We start from the raw sequence: 17,934 nt of genomic DNA on the forward strand, positions 1-17,934 counted from the left end.
GGTGTTGGTCCTGAATATCAATCCGGGAATTTCAGGCGTACTTTCGCCCCGGTCGGTCGGCTCTGGCAGGCCAGTGTCCAACCGTCGGCGAGTTCCTTGGGTGTCAGTACATCGTTGCGTGCCAACTGAACCTCACCTTCCTTGACCACGCACATGCACGCGCCGCAGAAACCTTCTTCACAGGACGACGGCACATCCAGACCGGCAGCCTTGCAACTTTGCAGCAGGGTGTCGCCGGGCTGGCAGGCGATTTCGTGTTGCACACCATCGAGCTCAACGATCAGCGCTTCGCACTGCGAAGCCATCGCGGCCTCGCGGGCGAGGGCTTCTTCGGCCAACAGTTCGTCGGGGTCCGGTGGCGAAACGAAACGTTCGACATGGATCCGCTCGGCCGCTTCGCCCAGTGCCAGCAGCGTGCGCTCCACGGTGTCCATGAAGGGGCCCGGCCCGCAGATGAAGTAGTCGCCACCGGCCGATCCGCGCAGCAGATGACGGACCTGATGGTCCGTCAGGAAACCCTGCACCGAATCGAGGACGTGCACCACGTGCAGTTGATCAGGATGCGCCTTGATCAACTGGCACAGCTCGTCCTTGAATATCACCGACGCTTCATCGCGGTTGGCGTAGATCAACTTGATCGGCCGCCGACTGCTATGCAGCACCGACTTGAGAATGGAAAACACCGGGGTGATGCCCGAACCGCCCCCGAACAGGACCAGGGGCTTTTCGGTGTCCGCCTGCGGGTCCAGGCAGAAATGCCCGGCCGGTGGCAGCACTTCCAGCCAGTCGCCGACCTGGACTTCGTTCATCCAGTTCGACACCCGGCCGCCGTCGACCCGTTTCACCGTGACCTTGGGCAGCGCGTCCGCAAGGGGCGAGCTGGCCATGGAATAGCAGCGGGTCAACAGTTTGCCGGCGAAGGGCACGCGAAAACTCAGGAACTGGCCCGGTTTGTAGCGAAACCGTTCACGCAGGGTTGGCGGTACGTCCAGCACCAGCGAGCGCGCGTCAGCGGTCTCGTCGATCACCGCGCACACTTGCAATGAGACGCTTGCCGTCGTGTGTTCGGCCGGGGTCAGGTTCTGTTGTTGCGTGCCCATGTTCACCTCGGCCTCAGAGCCCGCTGATCAGTTGGGCGTTGTCGACGCGGATCTCTGCACCGTTGACGAATCGCGACTCGTCGGCGGCGAGGAACAGCACCACGTTGGCAATGTCCCGTGGCGCGGCCATGCGGTTCATCGGGTCCTGGTCCAGCGCTTCCTGCGGGATCGGCTGACCACCGGCCAGGGCCTGGGTCATCGGCGTGTTCACGCCATCGGGGTGTACGCTGTTGCAGCGGATGCGGTAACCCTGCTGCTTGCAGTGCAAGGCAATGGAACGGGTCATCGCCGCCACCGCGCCTTTGGACGCCGAGTAAGCGCAGAACATCGGCATCGCGCCCAGCGCGGCCACCGACGACATGTTGATGATCGAGCCGCCGCCGGTTTCCTTCATCGCCTGGATGGCGTACTTGCAGCCGAGGAAGTAGCCTTCGCCGTTGATCTTCTGCACCTTCTGCCACAGCTCCAGCGTGGTGTCTTCGATGCTGCCCAGGGCCAGGATCGCGGCGTTGTTGACCAGCACGTCGAGGCGGCCGAAGTGTTCAACAGTAGTTTTCACCACGTTCTGCCAATCGCTTTCGCTGGCGATGTCGTGGCGGATGAACAGTGCGTTGCTGCCGATCTCGGCGGCAACCTGACGGCCAGCCTCTTCGTTGAGGTCGGTCAGTACCACTTTGGCGCCTTCGCGGGCCAGCAGCAGGGCGTCTTCGCGTCCGATGCCGCTGGCGGCGCCGGTGATGATGCAGACTTTGCCTTCTACACGTTGCATTGTTGTTCTCCTGATCGTGCGGTTTGAAGTGCGAATTGGTCGGCCACGTGGGCGGCAGCCCGGCGACCGGAATAAATGCAGTCGGCCAGGGACAGGCCGGAGACATACAGGTTGGAAGCGACCCCGACCGCATTGCGGCCGGCGCTGTAGAGACCGTTTATTGGCTGGCCGGCGTGGTCCAGCACCCGACCGCTGTCCTCGCAGACCTTCAGCCCGCCCAGGGTGATGACCGGGCAGGGGAAGAGTTTGCTGTCGAAAGACAGGTCGAGGGCGTACCACGGGCCTTGGTCGAGGTTGGCGAGCATCGCGGCGGACTTGCCGAACTCGTCGGCGACCTCACCCCGTGCAGCGCGGGAATAGCGTTCGACGCTCTGGCGCAGCAGCTCCGGTGGCAGGTTGCAGCGTTTGGCCAACCCGGCCAGGCTGTTGCTGCGCTTGGCGTTGAACAGCAAGTTGAGCAGCACCGGCAGGCGCTGGAAATTCCACACCTTGCCGGGGCCGACCTGACTGATTGCTTCTCGAACCAGCGCCCGATTGAGAATCAGAATGGCGCGGCCGTCCTGTTCTTCGACCATGGCGTGGCCGAGGGTCGCGCCGTAGATTTCTTCGTTGGCGTAACGTTGCCCGCGAGCATTGACGATCAGTCCGCGAGCCCAGGCCAGTGGCGGGTTGATGAAACGCCAGGCGCTGACCTTGTCCATCCGCGCCACGCTGCCACCGGCGCTCTGGCCCAGGGCGATGCCGCTGCCATTGCACCCGGTGGCGCCCAGCGGCAGACCGGCCAGGTACTGCGGCGCGTGTTGGTGCACCAGATCGCGATTGAAGATAAAACCGCCACTGCTCAACAGCACCGCCTGTTCGGCGCGAATCAATTGCCGAATGGCGCTGGTCTGTTCGATGCGGCGCTGACGGGCGCGCAAGCGATCGGCCAGCGCCGGGGCGTACATATGAATGGCGGCGGCCCAGCGCGACAGACGGGCATGTTGTTTTGCGGCGCGACTGCCCGACGGCAACTGCCAGGCTTCGACGCCGATGACCTTGTCGTCGAGGTCGAGTACCAGACGCCGCACTTCGCACTGGCTGCGCAGGCGTGCGCCATGGCGCAAGGCGCTGGCCTTGAGCGGGGCGAACAGACTGGCGCCGGACATGCCCGGACCTTTGGTGCGGTGGCCACGGGGCGCCGGCCTGGCGCTGGCGGCATAGGCTGGCACGGCTTCGTTACCGGAGTAATAGAGGTAGTACTGGTCGCTCGGGTACGAGGTTTTGTGCGGTGGCACACTGGCCTCGAAGGCCGCGCCCTGTTGCTCCAGCCAGGCCAGTTGCTCGCGGCTGCCGTCGCAGAAGTTGCGCAACGTCTCGTGGCTGACGGCTTCGCCGACTTCATGACGCAGGTAATTGAACATGGCCTCGCTGGTGTCTTCATAGCCAGCCTGATGCTGATACGGCGTGCCCCCGCCGGCATACACCACGCCACCGCTGAGTGCCGTGGCGCCGCCGCCTTCGAAGCGATCCAGTGCGAGCACTGAAAGGCCGCGAGTACTGGCTTCGATGGCGGCACAGGCGCCGGCTCCGCCAAACCCGACGATCAGCAAATCGCAACGGTCATCCCATGGCAACTGGTCGGCGCTGTTCACTCGCAACGCCGTCAACCGGTTCAGGCTGTCCATGTTCGGGCCTCAGCCAGCAGCTGCGAGAGAAGGTGCGGGTTTGGCGGTGGTGGTGTAGCTGCCGTCGAGGTAGACCAGCGGGGTGATTTCGGTGGTGGTGTGGATCTGCAGGATGCGGCCGATGAACACCGTGTGAGTGCCGTAGCTGAAGTGCCCGTCCTGGCGGCAGAGGATCGCCGACTGTGCGTCACCCAGGTAAGGAATGCCGCCGGGGCTGGTCAGCCAGTTGCCGCGGTCGAAGCGTGCTTCGCCTTTGATCGCGCCGCTGCACAGGTTGGCCAGGTCTTGTTGTTCGACGCCGAGGATGTTGACGCAGAAGTCGGCGCCGGTCGCCAGTGCGGCGTGGGGCGAGGCGGTCTTGTTGACGCAGATCAGCAGCGATGGCGGCTCGGTGCTCAGCGAGTCGACGGCCGTGGCGGCCATGGCGAAGCGTTCGGTGCCGTTGCTGGTGCTGATAATGGTGACTGACTTGGCCAGGCGGCGCATGGCCTGGAGCATGTCGGCTTTGAGATTGACGTCGTTCATCGCACTGGGCCTTTTTGTTGGTTGGGGAGTGCGATGGATTCTTGCTCTGGCGTCCAGTCGTCACATCGTCCGAGGGGACTAGGCCTTGGCGGCCTCTGGGCCGACCAGGCTGCTGGGTTGACTGAGTACATATCCGTTGCTGCGGTAACGGCGGCTTATGGTTTCGCCCTTACGGCGAGTCCCTTTTGTCAAACGCCCCGACACAAAAGGAACCAAAAAGTCTCGCCCCTTACGTACGGCCCCTCGCTGAGGCTCGGGGTTCCTTCGCTACGGTATTCATCCGGGGGCATTGCCCTCCGGTCGGCTTCGCTTCGACCTACATGCAATGAGTTCGACTGCGTCGAACGGCGCTGCGCGCCAGTCCCCGGATAAACACCTCCGCTCAGCCTTCCGAGGGGGCGGGTGGATCAAGATCAAAAGCTGCAGGCGAGCTAACGCTCGGCCTGATGAGTGGTGAGAAGCGACGGGGTGGTCTGTTCTGCTGTGCTTTTGCTTTTCTGTGGGAGCGAGCTTGCTCGCGAAGGCGGCCTGCCAGCCGACCTGATTTTTGCAGATGTACTCAGCACCTGTGGGAGCGGGCTTGCCCGCGAAGGCGGCCTGCCAGCCGACCAATCTCTTGCAGGCAAACCCGGATCAACTGTGGGAGCGAGCTTGCTCGGGTGGTATTCGCCCTGCTGAAGCAGCAGAGCGAATACCAATCAAAAGCGAGATGAGGGCTTCACCTCAACCATAGAATCTCCCACAGTGATCTTCAGTGGCCACAAGTCTCGAGTAAAACAGGGGGCTCAATGTGGGCCTGCCCGCGAAGACGGCCTGCCAGCCAACACATCACTTTCTGATTCACCCCCCACCCAGATACCTGTTCCCCAATCCCACATGGTCCGTTTGAGGGATGTCCACTCTGTTGCGCATTGTTTGAATGCCAGTGTAGGGGCGCTACACCCGCCCCGTTGCACGCGCGCCCCGGCGGATGGGGTGAACAAAGGAGAACAATAAAAATGCTCAACCAAGACCTGATTCGCCAGCGTCTGAGCCAACGTGCCCGCGAGTTGGTGCCGATCCTGCGTGAACGCGCCCTGAATGCCGCGCAAGCAGGCCAGTTGCCCGAAGAAACCCTGAAGGATTTCCACGACGCCGGGTTCTTTCGCATCCTGCAACCGTCCCGTTGGGAAGGCTATGAGCTGGAGCCCAAGGACTTCTTCGACGTGCAGATGACCCTTGCCGAGGGCTGCATGTCCTCAGCCTGGGTGCTTGGCGTGGTAGCGATCCACAACTGGCAACTGGCGCTGTTCGACGACCGCGCGGCCCAGGATGTCTGGGGTAGCGACTCCAGCGTGCTGATCTCCTCTTCCTATATGCCGGTGGGCAAGGTCGAGCGGGTCGAGGGTGGCTTCAAGTTGAGCGGCCGCTGGGGTTTTTCTTCCGGCAGCAAGCATTGCGACTGGGTGTTCCTCGGTGCGCTGGTGCCGCCGGCAGAGGCGGGCGGGGCGCCGGATTACCGGACCTTCCTGGTGCCGCGCAGCGACTACCAGATTCTCGACAACTGGAACGTCATGGGCCTGGAAGCCACCGGTTCCCACGACATTCTGGTGGAAAACGCCTTCGTTCCCGAGTATCGCACCCATCGCGCGTTCGATGGTTTCATGCAGAACAGTCCGGGCAATGAGGTGAACACAGCGCCGTTGTTCCGCCTGCCGTTCGGGCAGATTTTCGTGCGCGCGGTTTCGTCCTCGGCCATCGGTGCCCTGCAAGGCGCGGTGGATCAGTTTGTCGAGCACAACCGTGCCCGGGTCGGGGTCAATGACGGTCGCAAAATGGTCCAGGACCCGGCCGCGCAAGCGGCGCTGGCCAATGCCATGGTCTGCGTCGACGAGTGCAAGACTGTGCTGCATCGCAACTTCGCCCTGATGTTGGAGCGCGCACAAAAAGGCGAGCCGCTGAGCATGCCCGAGCGGGTGAAGATGCGTTACGACTCGGCGCTGGTGGCCGACAAGTGCGCCAAGGCCGTTGGCGACCTGATGTTCAACAGCGGTGCTTCGACAATCTTCCGCAGCCACGCGATCAACCGTGCGTTCCGCGACATTCACACCGGTCGCGCCCACGTCGCCAACAGTCCGGCCAAGTACGCCTGGAACCTTGGTGGCGTCAGCATGGGCCAGGACAGCAACGACTTTTTCCTCTGACTTTTTAATCGGCTCTTTTTCTATGAAGCGGGCTAGTCCGTTTGCGTGATTCGAGCGCCCCGTCGATGCACGAGCATTGGCGGTAAGGCGAAGGTCTACGGCGCCGACTGCGCATCCAAATAAGCACAAGGATCAACCATGAAATTTTCCCTGATTTACGAAGCCCAGACGGTGGACTCCAGCCGCGAAGGCGACCGCAAGATTTTCGAAGACACTGTTGAACAGGCCGTGCTGGCCGACAAGCTCGGCTTCGACACCTTCTGGTGCGTGGAACACACTGCGCTGAGCAACTACTCGCACATGTCCGCGCCGGAAACCATGCTGGCTTTCGTTGCCGGTAAAACCGAGCGCATCGGCATCGGCCACGGCGTGGTCTGCCTGCCGCCGGCGATGAACCACCCGGTGAAAGTCGCCGAGCGCATCGCCACCCTCGACCTGCTGTCCAAGGGCCGTGTGCACTTCGGCGTGGGCAAGGGCGGCACCCAGCAGGAAGCCGGCACCTTCGGCTACGACCTCGCGACCTTGCAGCCGCAGATCGACGAGATGATGTACCTGATCCCGAAAATGTTCGTGCAGGACGAGATCGAGCACAACGGCGACTTCGTACAGATCCCGAAACGCCCGATCCATCCAAAGCCGTACCAGGATCCGCACCCGCCGATGTACCTGGCGTGCACCAACACCGAATCGCTGAAAAATGCCGGCGGTCGCGGCATGGGCGCATTGGTGCTGGGCTTCGGTGGCCCGGAAGAAATCGCCAAGAAGGTCGAGGTGTATCACACGGCCTACGACAATCGCGATGAGAAGAAGCAGGTCGGTTTCCGCCCTAACCGCCACATCGCCGCACTGTGCCCGGCCATCGTGCTGGAGGACAACGCAGAAGCACGCCGCATCGGTATCCGTGGCCAGCGTTACTTCCTGGAATCCCTGGGCTACTGGTACGGCGGTGGCGAGCGTCCGGACCCGGAGAAGTGGAAAGACGACACCTTCGTCGACGGCAATGGTCAGGCTGTGATCAAGTCGCGCTTTGCCTCCGAAGAAGTCAGCGTCGACTTCTCCGACCCGACCATGGCGATGATGAACCCCAACCACGCCTACGGCACCGTCGAGGATTGCATCAACTATGTGCAACGCCTGATCGATGCCGGCGCCGACGAAATCCTGTTCATCTGCCAGATGGGCACCGTACCGCAGTGGGCGCAGCTGGAGACCTTGAAGAACATTGGCGAGAAGGTGATTCCGCACTTCCGCAAAGCGTGAACACCACATCGCCCCTGTAGGAGTGAGCCTGCTCGCGATGAGGCCATAACATTCAACATCAATATTGAATGTGAGACCGCTATCGCGAGCAGGCTCGCTCCTACTGTTGATTGCATTTCAGGCCTGGCATGGACGTCAGGCCAACTTTCCAACGGGTCCCCAAGGCCCGTTTTTTTATGCCTGTCGGACCACCGCCTATCCCTTGTAGGAGTGAACTGCTCGCGAAGAGGGCGGCACATTCAATATTCATGTTGCCTGACACGCCGCCATCGCGAGCAGGCTCGCTCCTACAGGTTATTGTGCAAGTTCGTGCCACCGATTTGGCCTTTGAACAGCGCTTGTTTAACGCCTGTCAGCGTTACTTGATGAAAGCTACAACGCCTTGCGTCGTTGCCTACAGGTACGCCAGAATCCGCCGGCTTGTGCGCCTTGGACCCCCTCGGTAACTTGATTCGCATCACTGACTCCCAGTGATCGGGTTTAGTAGCCCGTGGCTTAATCCGAGACGTACGACGCATCAATCAGGTTATGTGCCTGTATTTTGATGGCGGCTTTACGTAGGGCGCCCTTGGGCGCGCCGGCTTCTTGGATTCCCCGGTCTACTAACCTGCGTACAGCTGCCACCCCTTCTTTTAGTAGAGAAGTGGTTTCCAGCCAGCATCAGGAATCCACACTATGTTCAAGGTCACACCCAACCCGCCGGACACCGATCCGGCATCCCCATACGAACCCGATTCCAAAAAACTCAACGAGGCCGCCGAGCGCGCCCTCGCTTACCACTTCCCCTCGACAGCCGACATCAAAGCCACCCCTCGAAAAATCAGCACGCTGTTCAGCGTCGACCCAGAGGCCACGACCGAAACCCTGGTGGTCTATCTGGTCGAGACCCTGGCCTCGGTGGATGTGATGGTGCATCAACTGGTGGATCATCTGGAGGGCGGTGATCGCAATGCCCTGCTGGGTATTTCCAATAGCGTCATGCTGGCCGAAATCACCGCGAACCGCGTGCTCGATCAAATCGACCCACCCGCATAAATCCGCAGCACCACTGACCCCTGTGGGAGCAACCTCAATCCCACAGGTACTGCGGCACGGTCAAAATTGCGTAATCACAGCGACTCTTCCTACAGGGATTTCTGCACCTTGACTGAGTGGTCTATAGGCTGTTTATTCTGCGACCCTCAACAAGGAAATCGGCGCCCACCAATGTTGTTGGAGTGCGTCGTTATTAAGGAGGATGGTTTATGTGGATGCGCCTTATTCATCAGCGAGACCGCGAGCGTCAAGGTATTGGTTTCAATCAAATCGAATCGCCATTCTTTGCCGTGTCCAGAGTGCGAGAGGCGCTTCTGAGCCGCTGTGACGAGTTCTTGGGGCTGAATGATTTTTTACTGGCTCATGGACGTTCGCGTGGTCAGCTGACGTACGACGTTATTGAACGAATACTGACTACGGTGAAAGACGGTGATTGGCTGTTGGTTTGCAGTGACCCTTTCAGCCCGCTGAGTGAAGACACAACAGGCAACTATTCACGCATTGGAGTGCGCTGTCGTGTGGAGTCGTGGGATTATCCTCTTGTCGCTTCTGCCGACCAACGCAAGCCACCGTTGCCAAAAACCGAACTGGTCGCAAGCCCGCTACCTCAAGAACGCTCAAACATGGCTCAACAATTTGCTATCAAGGCGAAGGCGAGCGATGTCCTCTCCGACGAGCCAGCAACCCTTACTGCCATTACTGTCAACGATAGAGCTGCGATGAGAGAAGCAATCATTAGGCTCGCCCGAAAAAATGGTCATGAATTTGTAGAAAGATCGTCCTGGGGAGCTCAAGAAGTAAAAGGCGAAATGGTCGACGACTGGGACTACTCGATGATCGCACTTCACCATGCGGGTAGAAGTGTGGGCTGTGGTTTCGGCGCAGGACAAATGCTTGCGATTCAGAGCGAGCATCAGGCCAAATTTGATGACATCGGTTACCACTACGGCATCGACTGTATGGGTAAAGTCTTTGAGGGACGGGACATCCGGTTCAAAGGCTCAAGCGTACATAACTACAACACAGGTGTTATTGGCATCGTATTGCTGGAAAACCTGACAACCGCGGAGGAAGGCGGCGATATGGTTGCTCTTTCCCGTCAGGCTCTTGAAACCATGAATGGCAATATGGACCAGAAAATCCCTGCCATACAAATCGATACCCTACTGAACCTGGTTCAAGCTCTGACCAGTGTTTTCAGGGTGACCACTTTGGGTGGGCACCGTGAGTTCCCCATGCAAGCCGGCGAAGGAAAAATATGCCCTGGCAACATTGGGATGAAACTGGTGAGAGACCTTCGAATCAAAACCAACCTGCAACCACCTTCATTATGAAGCCGCTACTTATCATTTTCCCGATCGCACTCCTCGCTTTCCTCTACATCGGCTTTTACGAAAAGATGGAAGACGCGTACCCGGAAAAAGTTTTTTTCATCAAGAAAAGTCCGACACTTCAGATGAAGTTTGAAAATATTTTCGCGTACGAATCAGATGACAAAAAATTGAGTGAGCTAAGCGATACGGAGCGGCAGTTGGTCATCCAGTACTGCAAGTATCGGTTAGGCGTAATTACGACTTTGAAAAGCCAAAACGAGCTTGAAGAATGTAAAAAAAGGTAGGTTTCATACCTCAGAACCCTCCTCAAACGGGCCTTTATGGCCCGTTTTTGATGCCTGCACCAATCAAATCCGCTAGTCCCATTGGACGATGTTGCCCCTCCCCGAACCCGTTTGAATAGCTCCTACATATAGCCCCTACATAAAGTCTCCCCCGGCACCAGCCGAAGGGCGGCACGGCCTGAGAAAAACGAGGAGTGCATCCATGGATATCCGTGGTCTGGGTTACGTCACCCTGCTGTCCAGCGATCTGGCGCAATGGCGCCACTACGCAAGCCAGGTGTTGGGCATGATGGTCAGCGGCGACGATGAACTGCTGTACCTGAAAATGGACGAGCGCCACTACCGCATCCTGGTGCAGAAGAACGCCGAGAACGGCTTCGGTGCCTGCGGCTGGGAATTGGCCGGCAAGGCGGCGCTGGAACAGGCGGTCAGCGAGCTGCAACAGGCCGACGTGCAAGTGACCCGTGGCACCACCGCCGAGGCCGAGCTGCGCAAGGTCCAGGAGCTGGTGCACTTCAGCGACCCGGATGGCAACCGCCACGAACTGTTTTGGGGCCCGTTGCAGGACTTCGCCCGTTTCGTTTCGCCGGTGGGCGTCAAAGGTTTTGTCACCAACGACCTCGGCATGGGCCACGTCGTATTGCCGGCCCCAGCCTTCGAACGCTGCCGCGACTTCTACGAACAGGTGATGGGTTTCGGCCTGTCGGACCTGATGAAAGTCCGCTTCACCCCGGACCCGGCCGAGCCGCAAAAACGCATTCACTTCCTGCACTGCAACAACGGCCGCCACCACTCGCTGGCGATTTTCGAGTGCCCGATGCCCCACGGTTGCGTGCACATGATGGTCGAAGTTAACGCGCTGGACGAAGTCGGCCGCGCCCTGGACCGCGTTCACGCCAACGGCGTGAAGCTGTCGGCCACCCTCGGCCAGCACACCAACGACCAGATGATTTCTTTCTATATCAAGACCCCGTCCGGGTTTGACCTGGAGTACGGCTGCGATGGCCTGGTGGTCGACTGGGACCGCCACACGCCGTTCGAAAGCACCGTGGTCAGCCACTGGGGCCACGACTTCAGTGTCGGTCGCCAATGAGGAACAAGACGATGGACAAGCAAATGACCACCGCCGAGATCGTCGGCCAACTGCGTGACGGCATGACCATCGGTATCGGTGGCTGGGGCCCGCGTCGCAAGCCGATGGCGCTGGTGCGCGAGATTCTGCGCTCGGACCTCAAGGACCTGACCGTGGTCGCCTACGGTGGTGCCGATGTCGGCATGCTCTGCGCGGCGGGCAAGATCAAGAAGCTGGTGTTCGCCTTCGTTTCGCTGGATTTCATTCCGCTGGAGCCGTACTTCCGCAAGGCGCGCCAGGAAGCGGCGCTGGAAGTGATGGAGATCGACGAAGGTATGTTGCTGCTCGGCCTGCGGGCGGCGGCGATGAATGTGCCGTTCATTCCAACGGCGGTGGGCCTGGGCACTGACGTGCTGCGCCACAACCGCCAGATCAAGTTGATTACCTCGCCCTATGCCGATGGCAAGGACTGGGTCGCAATGCCTGCGCTCAAGCTCGACGCTGCGCTGGTCCACGTTGACCGTGCCGACAAACGCGGCGTGTGCCAGATCAGCGGTCCGGATCACTACATGGACGACCTGTTCGTGCGGGCCGCGACCCACAGCTACGTGACCTGCGATGAGCTGGTCGACAGCGAGTATTTCCATCAAGACGCCGCTCAGGCACATCAAGTGTTCTGGGAGCGCAACCTGACCACCGCCGTGGCTCACGTGCCGGGCGGGGCGCATCCGTCTTCCTGTGCGCCGCTGTACGGTTTCGATGTTGCGCACTTCAAGGCCTACAACGCCACGGTCCAGGCGGCCGATGGCTGGCAGGGCTACGTGCGTGACTACGTCGACTGCACCCACGAACAGTATCTGGAAAAGGTCGGCGGCCTGGCTGCGATCCGTGAACTGCCGTTGCCGATTTTCTAAGGAGCCTTTCGATGAGCACTACTGATTTCAGCCTCGCTGAGTTGATGATCTGCGCGGCCTCTGAAGCCTGGCGCGAAGACGGCGAAGTATTGGCCTCCGGCATCGGCGTGATCCCGCGTCTGGCGGCATCGCTGGCCATGTTGACCAGCAACCCGCAACTGCTGATGACCGACTCCGAAGCCTACATGGTCGCCGAGCCGGTGCCGTTGGGCGCGCGCAAAGGCTATGAACCCAAGCGCGACAGCTGGATGGGTTTCTCGCGGATTTTCGACAACGTCTGGGGCGGCAAGCGCCATGCGCTGGTCGGCCCGACCCAGATCGACCGTTACGGTCAGGCGAACATTTCCTGCATCGGCGACTACGCCAAACCCAAGGCGCAGATGCTCGGTGTGCGCGGTTTCCCCGGCAACTCGATCAGCCACGCCAACTCGTTTTGCGTGCCGAGCCACAACCGTCGGGTGTTCGTCGAAGGCGAGGTCGATATGGTCGCCTCGGTCGGCTACAACCCGGCTCGCCTGGCGCGGGGCTGGTCGCTGGACGACATCGACATCCGCCTGATCATCACCGACCTCTGCGTCCTGGATTTCCAGGGTCCGCAGCGGCAGATGCGCATCCGTTCGCTGCACCCCGGTGTGACGGCAGCGCAAGTCCAGGACAACACCGGCTTCGAGCTGCATGTGCCGGATGACTGCCCGACCACGGCGGCACCGACGGCCGAGCAGTTGCAGCTGATCCAGCGCCTGGACCCGCACAACCTGCGCGCCCTGCAACTCAAAGACAACCCGCCAGGCCAACGCTGAGCAACGCGTTGCGGAGAAAAGTGATGGCTGAACATAACGATAACAATCAGGCCGAGGTGGTGCTGTACGAGGTGCGTGGTGCGGTGGCTCTGGTCACCATGAACCGCCCCGAGTTCCACAACGCGCAGAACTCGCAGATGACCTATGCGCTGGACGCGGCGTTTCGCCGGGCCTGCGATGACGATGAAGTGAAGGTCATCGTGCTGCGTGGCGCCGGCAAGCATTTCTCCGCCGGGCATGACATCGGTACCCCGGGCCGCGACGTCGACAAGACCTTCGACCGCGCCAGCCTGTGGTACGACCATGTGAACAAACCGGGCGGCGAGTTTCTCTATGCCCGCGAACAGGAAGTCTATCTGGGCATGTGCCGCCGCTGGCGCGAGATGCCCAAGCCGACCATCGCCATGGTCCAGGGCGCGTGCATTGCCGGTGGGCTGATGCTGGCCTGGGTCTGCGACCTGATCGTTGCCAGCGAGGATGCGTATTTCGCCGATCCGGTGGTGCGCATGGGCATTCCCGGTGTGGAGTATTTCGCCCACGTGCATGAACTCAATCCGCGCATCGCCAAGGAGTTCCTGTTCCTCGGCGAGCGCATGCCGGCACCGCGTGCCTATCAGATGGGCATGCTCAATCGGGTGGTTGCTCGCGACGAACTGGAACAACAGAGCCTCGACATCGCCGGGCGCATCGCCCAGATGCCGCGCCTGGGCCTGCAACTGAGCAAGCAAGCGGTGAACAACGCCGAAGACCTGATGGGCAAGCGCGCGACCATGGACATGGTGTTCGGCCTGCATCACTTCGCCCATGCCCACAATGAACTGGTGTCCGGCGACCGTCTCGGCGGTTACGACGCCAAGGCCATGGCCAGTTCCCAGCGCAAAACGGGCGAGGCGTGAGCATGGCGATCTCGTTGAATACCCGTTTAACACAGCTGCTCGGTTGCCGTTATCCGATCATCCAGACCGCCATGGGCTGGGTCGCCGACCCGAAACTGGTGGCGGCCACGGGCAATGCCGGTGGTTTCGGTTTTCTCGCCGGTGCGACCATCGAACCGCAGCAGATGGAAGCGGCGATCCTCGAAACCAAGCGCCTGACCGATCAGCCGTTTGGCGTGAACTTCCACATGTACCAGGCCAATGCCGGCGAGATCGTCGAGCTGGTGTTGCGCCACAAAGTCCGGGCGGTCAGCTACAGCCGTTCGCCGGGCAAGCAAATGATCAGCCGCCTGAAGGACGCCGGCGTGGTGTGCATTCCCACGGTGGGCGCGCTCAAGCATGCGCAGAAAGCCGTGGAAATGGGCGCCGATGCGGTGACCGTGCAGGGCGGCGAGGGTGGGGGACACACCGGTTCCGTGCCGACCTTGATGCTGCTTGATCAAGTGGTCAATGCCGTGTCGGTGCCCGTGGTGGCGGCCGGTGGTTTCAAGGACGGCAAGGGGCTGGTTTCGGCCCTGGCCTACGGCGCCGAAGGCATCGCCATGGGCACACGCTTTTTGATGTGCGCCGACAGCCCGGTGCCCCAGGCGACCCTGGCCCGTTACCTGGCGGTCAAGGACCCGGCGGCGATCATCATCAGCCGCGCCATCGACGGCATGCCGCAACGAATGATCCGCAACGAATTGCTCAACCAGCTGGAAAACAGCGGCGGCCTCAAGCGCCTGTTGCTGGCCTTGCAGAGTGGCCTGGCCTACCGCCGTCATACCGGCATGAGCCTGACGCAACTGCTGACCAGTGCCTTGAAAATGCGCGGCGCCGGAGAGCTGACCGCCGCGCAAAGCATCATGGCCGCCAACGCACCGATGGTGATCCAGAAAGCCATGGTCGACGGGCGTCCGGCCGAGGGCGTATTGCCAGCCGGACAAATCGCTGCATCCATCGACAGCTTGCCCAGCTGCGCCCAATTGATTGAACAGATCGTCCGCGACGCCGAAGCGCGCCTGGGCGAGCTGTGCCGCCGTGTGTCGTGAAGGGGAAAGGCATGAAACCATTTAGCGTGAGTATTGATAGCGGCATCGCGGAACTGGTGTTCGACCGACCACCGGTCAACGCCTTCAACTGCCAGGGCTGGGCCGATATCGCCAGTGAGATCGAAGGCCTGGGCCGCAACAGCGACGTGCGGGTGATCGTGATCCGTGCCGAAGGTCGCGGCTTCTGCGCCGGGGTCGATATCAAGGAACTGGCCGCCGCCGGCAACCTGATCGTCGCGGTGAACAAGGGCAACTACGACAGCTTCAAGGCCATCCACCGCAACCCGAAACCGGTGATCGTGGCCGTGCACGGCTTTGTGTTGGGCGGCGGCATCGGCATCTGCGGCGCTGCCGACATCATCGTCGCGTCCGAGTGCGCCACGTTCGGCGTGCCGGAAGTGGATCGCGGCGCCATGGGCGGCGGTGCGCATTTGCAGCGGCTGTTCCCGGTGCAGAAAGTCCGTCACATGTACTTCACCGGCGAGGCCATCGACGCCGCCGAGGCTTACCGCCTGGGCGCGGTGGAGCGGGTGGTCAAGCGTGAAGACTTGCGCGAAGCCGCGTTGCAGATCGCCCGCACCATCGCCGCCAAGAGCCCCGGCATGATCAGCCTGGCCAAGGAAGCGCTGAGCGGCATCGAAGACGGCAATCTGGAAGACAAATACCGCTGGGAGCAGGGCTTCACCCTCGAAGCCTACCGCTCACTGGACTCTCAGGAAGCACGCGACTCGTTCGTCGAGAAACGCGATGCCCGATTCAACGGCTGAAGGCATATCCATGGACCTGACCTATACCCCGGCCCAACAGGCCTTTCGCGCCGAAGCGCGGACCTGGCTGGCCGCCAATGTACCGAGTAAACCGCTGCAATCGTTCGACACCGAACAGGGCTTTGCCGAGCACCGCGCCTGGGAAGCCAAGCTCAATGAAGGCCGTTGGGGCATGGTCACTTGGCCGACCGAGCTCGGCGGCCGTGGTTGCGACCTGATCGAGTGGCTGATTTTCGAAGAGGAATACTACCGCTCTGGCGCCCCGGCACGGGTCAACCAGAACGGCATCTTCCTGCTCGGCCCGACCCTGATGGAGTACGGCAGCGAAGAACAAAAGGCACGCTTTCTGCCGCGCATGGCCACTGGCGAAGACATCTGGGCCCAGGCCTGGTCCGAGCCGGGTGCCGGTTCCGACATGGCGGCGATCCGCTCCAAGGCTGAACGGGTGGGCGACCACTACGTGATCAATGGCCAGAAAACCTGGTCGACCCGCGCGGTGTGGGCTGACTGGGCGTTCGGTATTTTCCGTACCGACTCGCAGTCCCAGCGTCATCACGGCCTGACCTTCATCCTGCTGCCGCTGGACACGCCGGGCATCACGGTACGGCCGATTCCGCAGCTCAATGGCTTGCCGGGTTTCGCCGAGATCTTCTTCGACGACGTCAAGGTGCCGGTGGAGAACGCCCTCGGTGGCGAAGGCATGGGCTGGCACGTGGCGATGTCCACCGCCGGGTTCGAGCGCGGTTTGCTGCTGCGTTCACCGGCGCGCTTCCAGGAAACCGCCAAGCGCCTGGTGCAGTTGTACCTGGCCAACCGCGAGCAGGCCGACCGCGACCCGGCGATCGGTGAAGCGGTGATGCGCGCCTGGCTGGATGCCGAGGCCTACACCCTGAGCACCTACATGACCGCCTCGCAACTGGTGCAGGGCGGCAAGATCGGGCCGGAATCGTCGACCAACAAGATCTTCTGGTCGGAACTCGACCAGCGCATGCACGACACCGCCATGAGCATTCTCGGCCTGCGCGGCGAGCTGCTGCCCGAAGCCCCGGCCGCCGGTGACGTCGGCCATTGGCTGGAAGGCTTCCTGTTTGCCCAGGCCGGGCCGATCTACGCCGGCACCAACGAGATCCAGCGCAACATCATTGCCGAACGCATGCTCGGCATGCCGCGTGCCTGAGGAATAGACCATGGACTTTAGTTTCAGCCGCGACCAACTGCTGTTTCAGGACAACGTCCGCAGTTTCCTGATCAACGAAGTCACCCCGGAACGCATCCGCGAACTGTGGCAGAGCGACAGCGGGCGCAGTGAACAACTCTGGGCGCAATTGGTGGAGTTGGGCCTGACCGCCCTGACCGTGCCCGAGGCGCAGGACGGCATGGGCATGAATGAGCTGGACTTCGTGCTGATCGCTCAGGAGTGCGGTTACGCCGGGCTGCCCGAGCCGCTGGTGGACACCATGCTGGTCGGCGTGCCATTGCTCGCCGCCCTCGATGAGCAACACGCGCCGCTTAAACAAAAATGGCTGTCGCGAGTGGCCGAGGGCCGTGCACGCCTCGCGGTTTCCGAGCCAGGTAATCCGCTGGTCAGCGATGCCCATGTCGCCGATCTGCTGTTGCTGGCCAATGGCGACGAAGTGCACGCCCTGGAGCGTGATGCCGTGCGCCTGACCCGCAACGAGTCGGTCGACCCGAGTCGTCAGCTGTTCCAGGTCGAATGGACGCCAACACCTGCCACCTGCGTGGCCAGCGGTGAACAAGGACGGCAACTGTGGGCGGCCGCCTTCAACCGTGGCGCTCTCGCCAGTGCCGCGCAATTGCTCGGGCTGGCCAAGCGCATGGTCGACCTGGCGGTGGACTACACCTTCGAGCGCAAGCAGTTCGGCAAGCCGGTGGGTTCGTTCCAGGCGGTCAAGCATTTGATGGCCAACGTCGCGGTGCAGATCGAGTTCGCCAAGGGCCCGCTGTATCGCGCCGCTTATGCGCTGGCCGAGCAACAACCGGAGCAGGACGTATTCGTGTCCCACGCCAAATTGGCGACGGCGGAAGCGGCGATGCTCGCGGCGAAGAACACCATCCAGGCTCACGGTGCCATGGGGTACACCTGGGAAGTCGATTTGCACCTGTTCATGAAACGCGCCTGGGCGCTGGACAAGGTCTGGGGTGATCGCGGCCATCACAAAGGGCGGATTCGCGCGGCGCTGTTTGACGGCACACCTGCGCTGGGTGCCGGCGAGACTTTTTGACTTCAACTTCTATTG

Annotated in this window: 17 protein-coding genes; 13 read left to right on the forward strand and 4 right to left on the reverse strand. The window is 61.4% G+C overall.

Annotation, left to right across the window (positions count from 1 at the left end; translation table 11 throughout):
- Positions 1-17: 17 nt before the first annotated feature.
- Genes AABM52_RS10020 through AABM52_RS10035 form a run of 4 tightly spaced genes read right to left on the reverse strand, consistent with a single transcriptional unit; the run spans position 18 to position 4,061 of the window.
- Positions 18-1,100: a ferredoxin--NADP reductase gene (locus AABM52_RS10020; protein ID WP_347911601.1), complete on the reverse strand. Its 1,083-nt coding sequence runs from the start codon at positions 1,098-1,100 to the stop codon at positions 18-20.
- A 13-nt stretch (positions 1,101-1,113) separates the two neighbouring features.
- Complete coding sequence (locus AABM52_RS10025; RefSeq protein WP_347911602.1) at positions 1,114-1,869, reverse strand: glucose 1-dehydrogenase; 756 nt, start codon at positions 1,867-1,869, stop codon at positions 1,114-1,116.
- Complete coding sequence (locus AABM52_RS10030; RefSeq protein WP_347911603.1) at positions 1,857-3,536, reverse strand: FAD-binding protein; 1,680 nt, start codon at positions 3,534-3,536, stop codon at positions 1,857-1,859. Before AABM52_RS10030 ends, AABM52_RS10025 begins: the two co-directional genes overlap by 13 nt.
- Positions 3,537-3,545: 9 nt before the next feature.
- Entirely contained in the window at positions 3,546-4,061 is a 516-nt protein-coding gene (locus AABM52_RS10035; protein ID WP_008048810.1) for a flavin reductase family protein, read from the reverse strand.
- Positions 4,062-5,059: 998 nt separating this feature from the next.
- Between AABM52_RS10035 and AABM52_RS10040 the strand changes: the two genes are divergently transcribed.
- The 13 genes from AABM52_RS10040 (at position 5,060) to AABM52_RS10100 (ending at position 17,919) form a co-directional block, all read left to right on the forward strand.
- Positions 5,060-6,244, forward strand: a complete 1,185-nt coding sequence (locus AABM52_RS10040) for a flavin-dependent monooxygenase (RefSeq protein WP_347911604.1) — start codon at positions 5,060-5,062, stop codon at positions 6,242-6,244.
- Between the two features lie 138 nt (positions 6,245-6,382).
- The gene (locus tag AABM52_RS10045; RefSeq protein WP_347911605.1) at positions 6,383-7,504 is read left to right on the forward strand and encodes an LLM class flavin-dependent oxidoreductase; all 1,122 of its coding nucleotides are present in this window, start codon (positions 6,383-6,385) and stop codon (positions 7,502-7,504) included.
- Between the two features lie 675 nt (positions 7,505-8,179).
- A complete protein-coding gene (locus tag AABM52_RS10050) occupies positions 8,180-8,539 on the forward strand; it encodes a hypothetical protein (protein WP_347911606.1) in 360 nt (119 codons plus the stop codon).
- Positions 8,540-8,748: 209 nt separating this feature from the next.
- The gene (locus AABM52_RS10055) at positions 8,749-9,873 is read left to right on the forward strand and encodes a peptidoglycan recognition family protein (protein WP_347911607.1); all 1,125 of its coding nucleotides are present in this window, start codon (positions 8,749-8,751) and stop codon (positions 9,871-9,873) included.
- Positions 9,870-10,157, forward strand: a complete 288-nt coding sequence (locus tag AABM52_RS10060; RefSeq protein ID WP_347911608.1) for a hypothetical protein — start codon at positions 9,870-9,872, stop codon at positions 10,155-10,157. The genes AABM52_RS10055 and AABM52_RS10060 overlap by 4 nt, the downstream gene beginning before the upstream one ends.
- 202 nt (positions 10,158-10,359) lie before the next feature.
- On the forward strand, positions 10,360-11,250 hold the full coding sequence (locus AABM52_RS10065; protein WP_347911609.1) for a VOC family protein: 891 nt from the start codon (positions 10,360-10,362) through the stop codon (positions 11,248-11,250).
- A gap of 11 nt (positions 11,251-11,261) precedes the next feature.
- Positions 11,262-12,143 carry a CoA-transferase gene (locus AABM52_RS10070; protein ID WP_347911610.1) on the forward strand — a complete coding sequence of 294 codons (882 nt, stop codon included), beginning with the start codon at positions 11,262-11,264 and terminating at the stop codon, positions 12,141-12,143.
- An 11-nt stretch (positions 12,144-12,154) separates the two neighbouring features.
- Positions 12,155-12,943 carry a ketoacid CoA transferase gene (locus AABM52_RS10075; RefSeq protein WP_347911611.1) on the forward strand — a complete coding sequence of 263 codons (789 nt, stop codon included), beginning with the start codon at positions 12,155-12,157 and terminating at the stop codon, positions 12,941-12,943.
- A gap of 23 nt (positions 12,944-12,966) precedes the next feature.
- A complete protein-coding gene (locus AABM52_RS10080) occupies positions 12,967-13,839 on the forward strand; it encodes an enoyl-CoA hydratase (protein WP_347911612.1) in 873 nt (290 codons plus the stop codon).
- Positions 13,840-13,841: 2 nt separating this feature from the next.
- Complete coding sequence (locus tag AABM52_RS10085; RefSeq protein ID WP_347911614.1) at positions 13,842-14,909, forward strand: nitronate monooxygenase; 1,068 nt, start codon at positions 13,842-13,844, stop codon at positions 14,907-14,909.
- Positions 14,910-14,920: 11 nt separating this feature from the next.
- Complete coding sequence (locus AABM52_RS10090) at positions 14,921-15,676, forward strand: enoyl-CoA hydratase family protein (protein ID WP_347911615.1); 756 nt, start codon at positions 14,921-14,923, stop codon at positions 15,674-15,676.
- Positions 15,677-15,686: 10 nt separating this feature from the next.
- Positions 15,687-16,853, forward strand: coding sequence for an acyl-CoA dehydrogenase family protein (locus tag AABM52_RS10095; protein WP_347912605.1), 1,167 nt, complete (start codon positions 15,687-15,689; stop codon positions 16,851-16,853).
- Positions 16,854-16,863: 10 nt separating this feature from the next.
- Positions 16,864-17,919 carry an acyl-CoA dehydrogenase family protein gene (locus tag AABM52_RS10100; protein WP_347911616.1) on the forward strand — a complete coding sequence of 352 codons (1,056 nt, stop codon included), beginning with the start codon at positions 16,864-16,866 and terminating at the stop codon, positions 17,917-17,919.
- The last annotated feature ends 15 nt before the right edge of the window (positions 17,920-17,934 follow it).

This window comes from Pseudomonas grandcourensis (assembly GCF_039909015.1).
Taxonomy (GTDB): Bacteria; Pseudomonadota; Gammaproteobacteria; order Pseudomonadales; family Pseudomonadaceae; genus Aquipseudomonas; species Aquipseudomonas grandcourensis.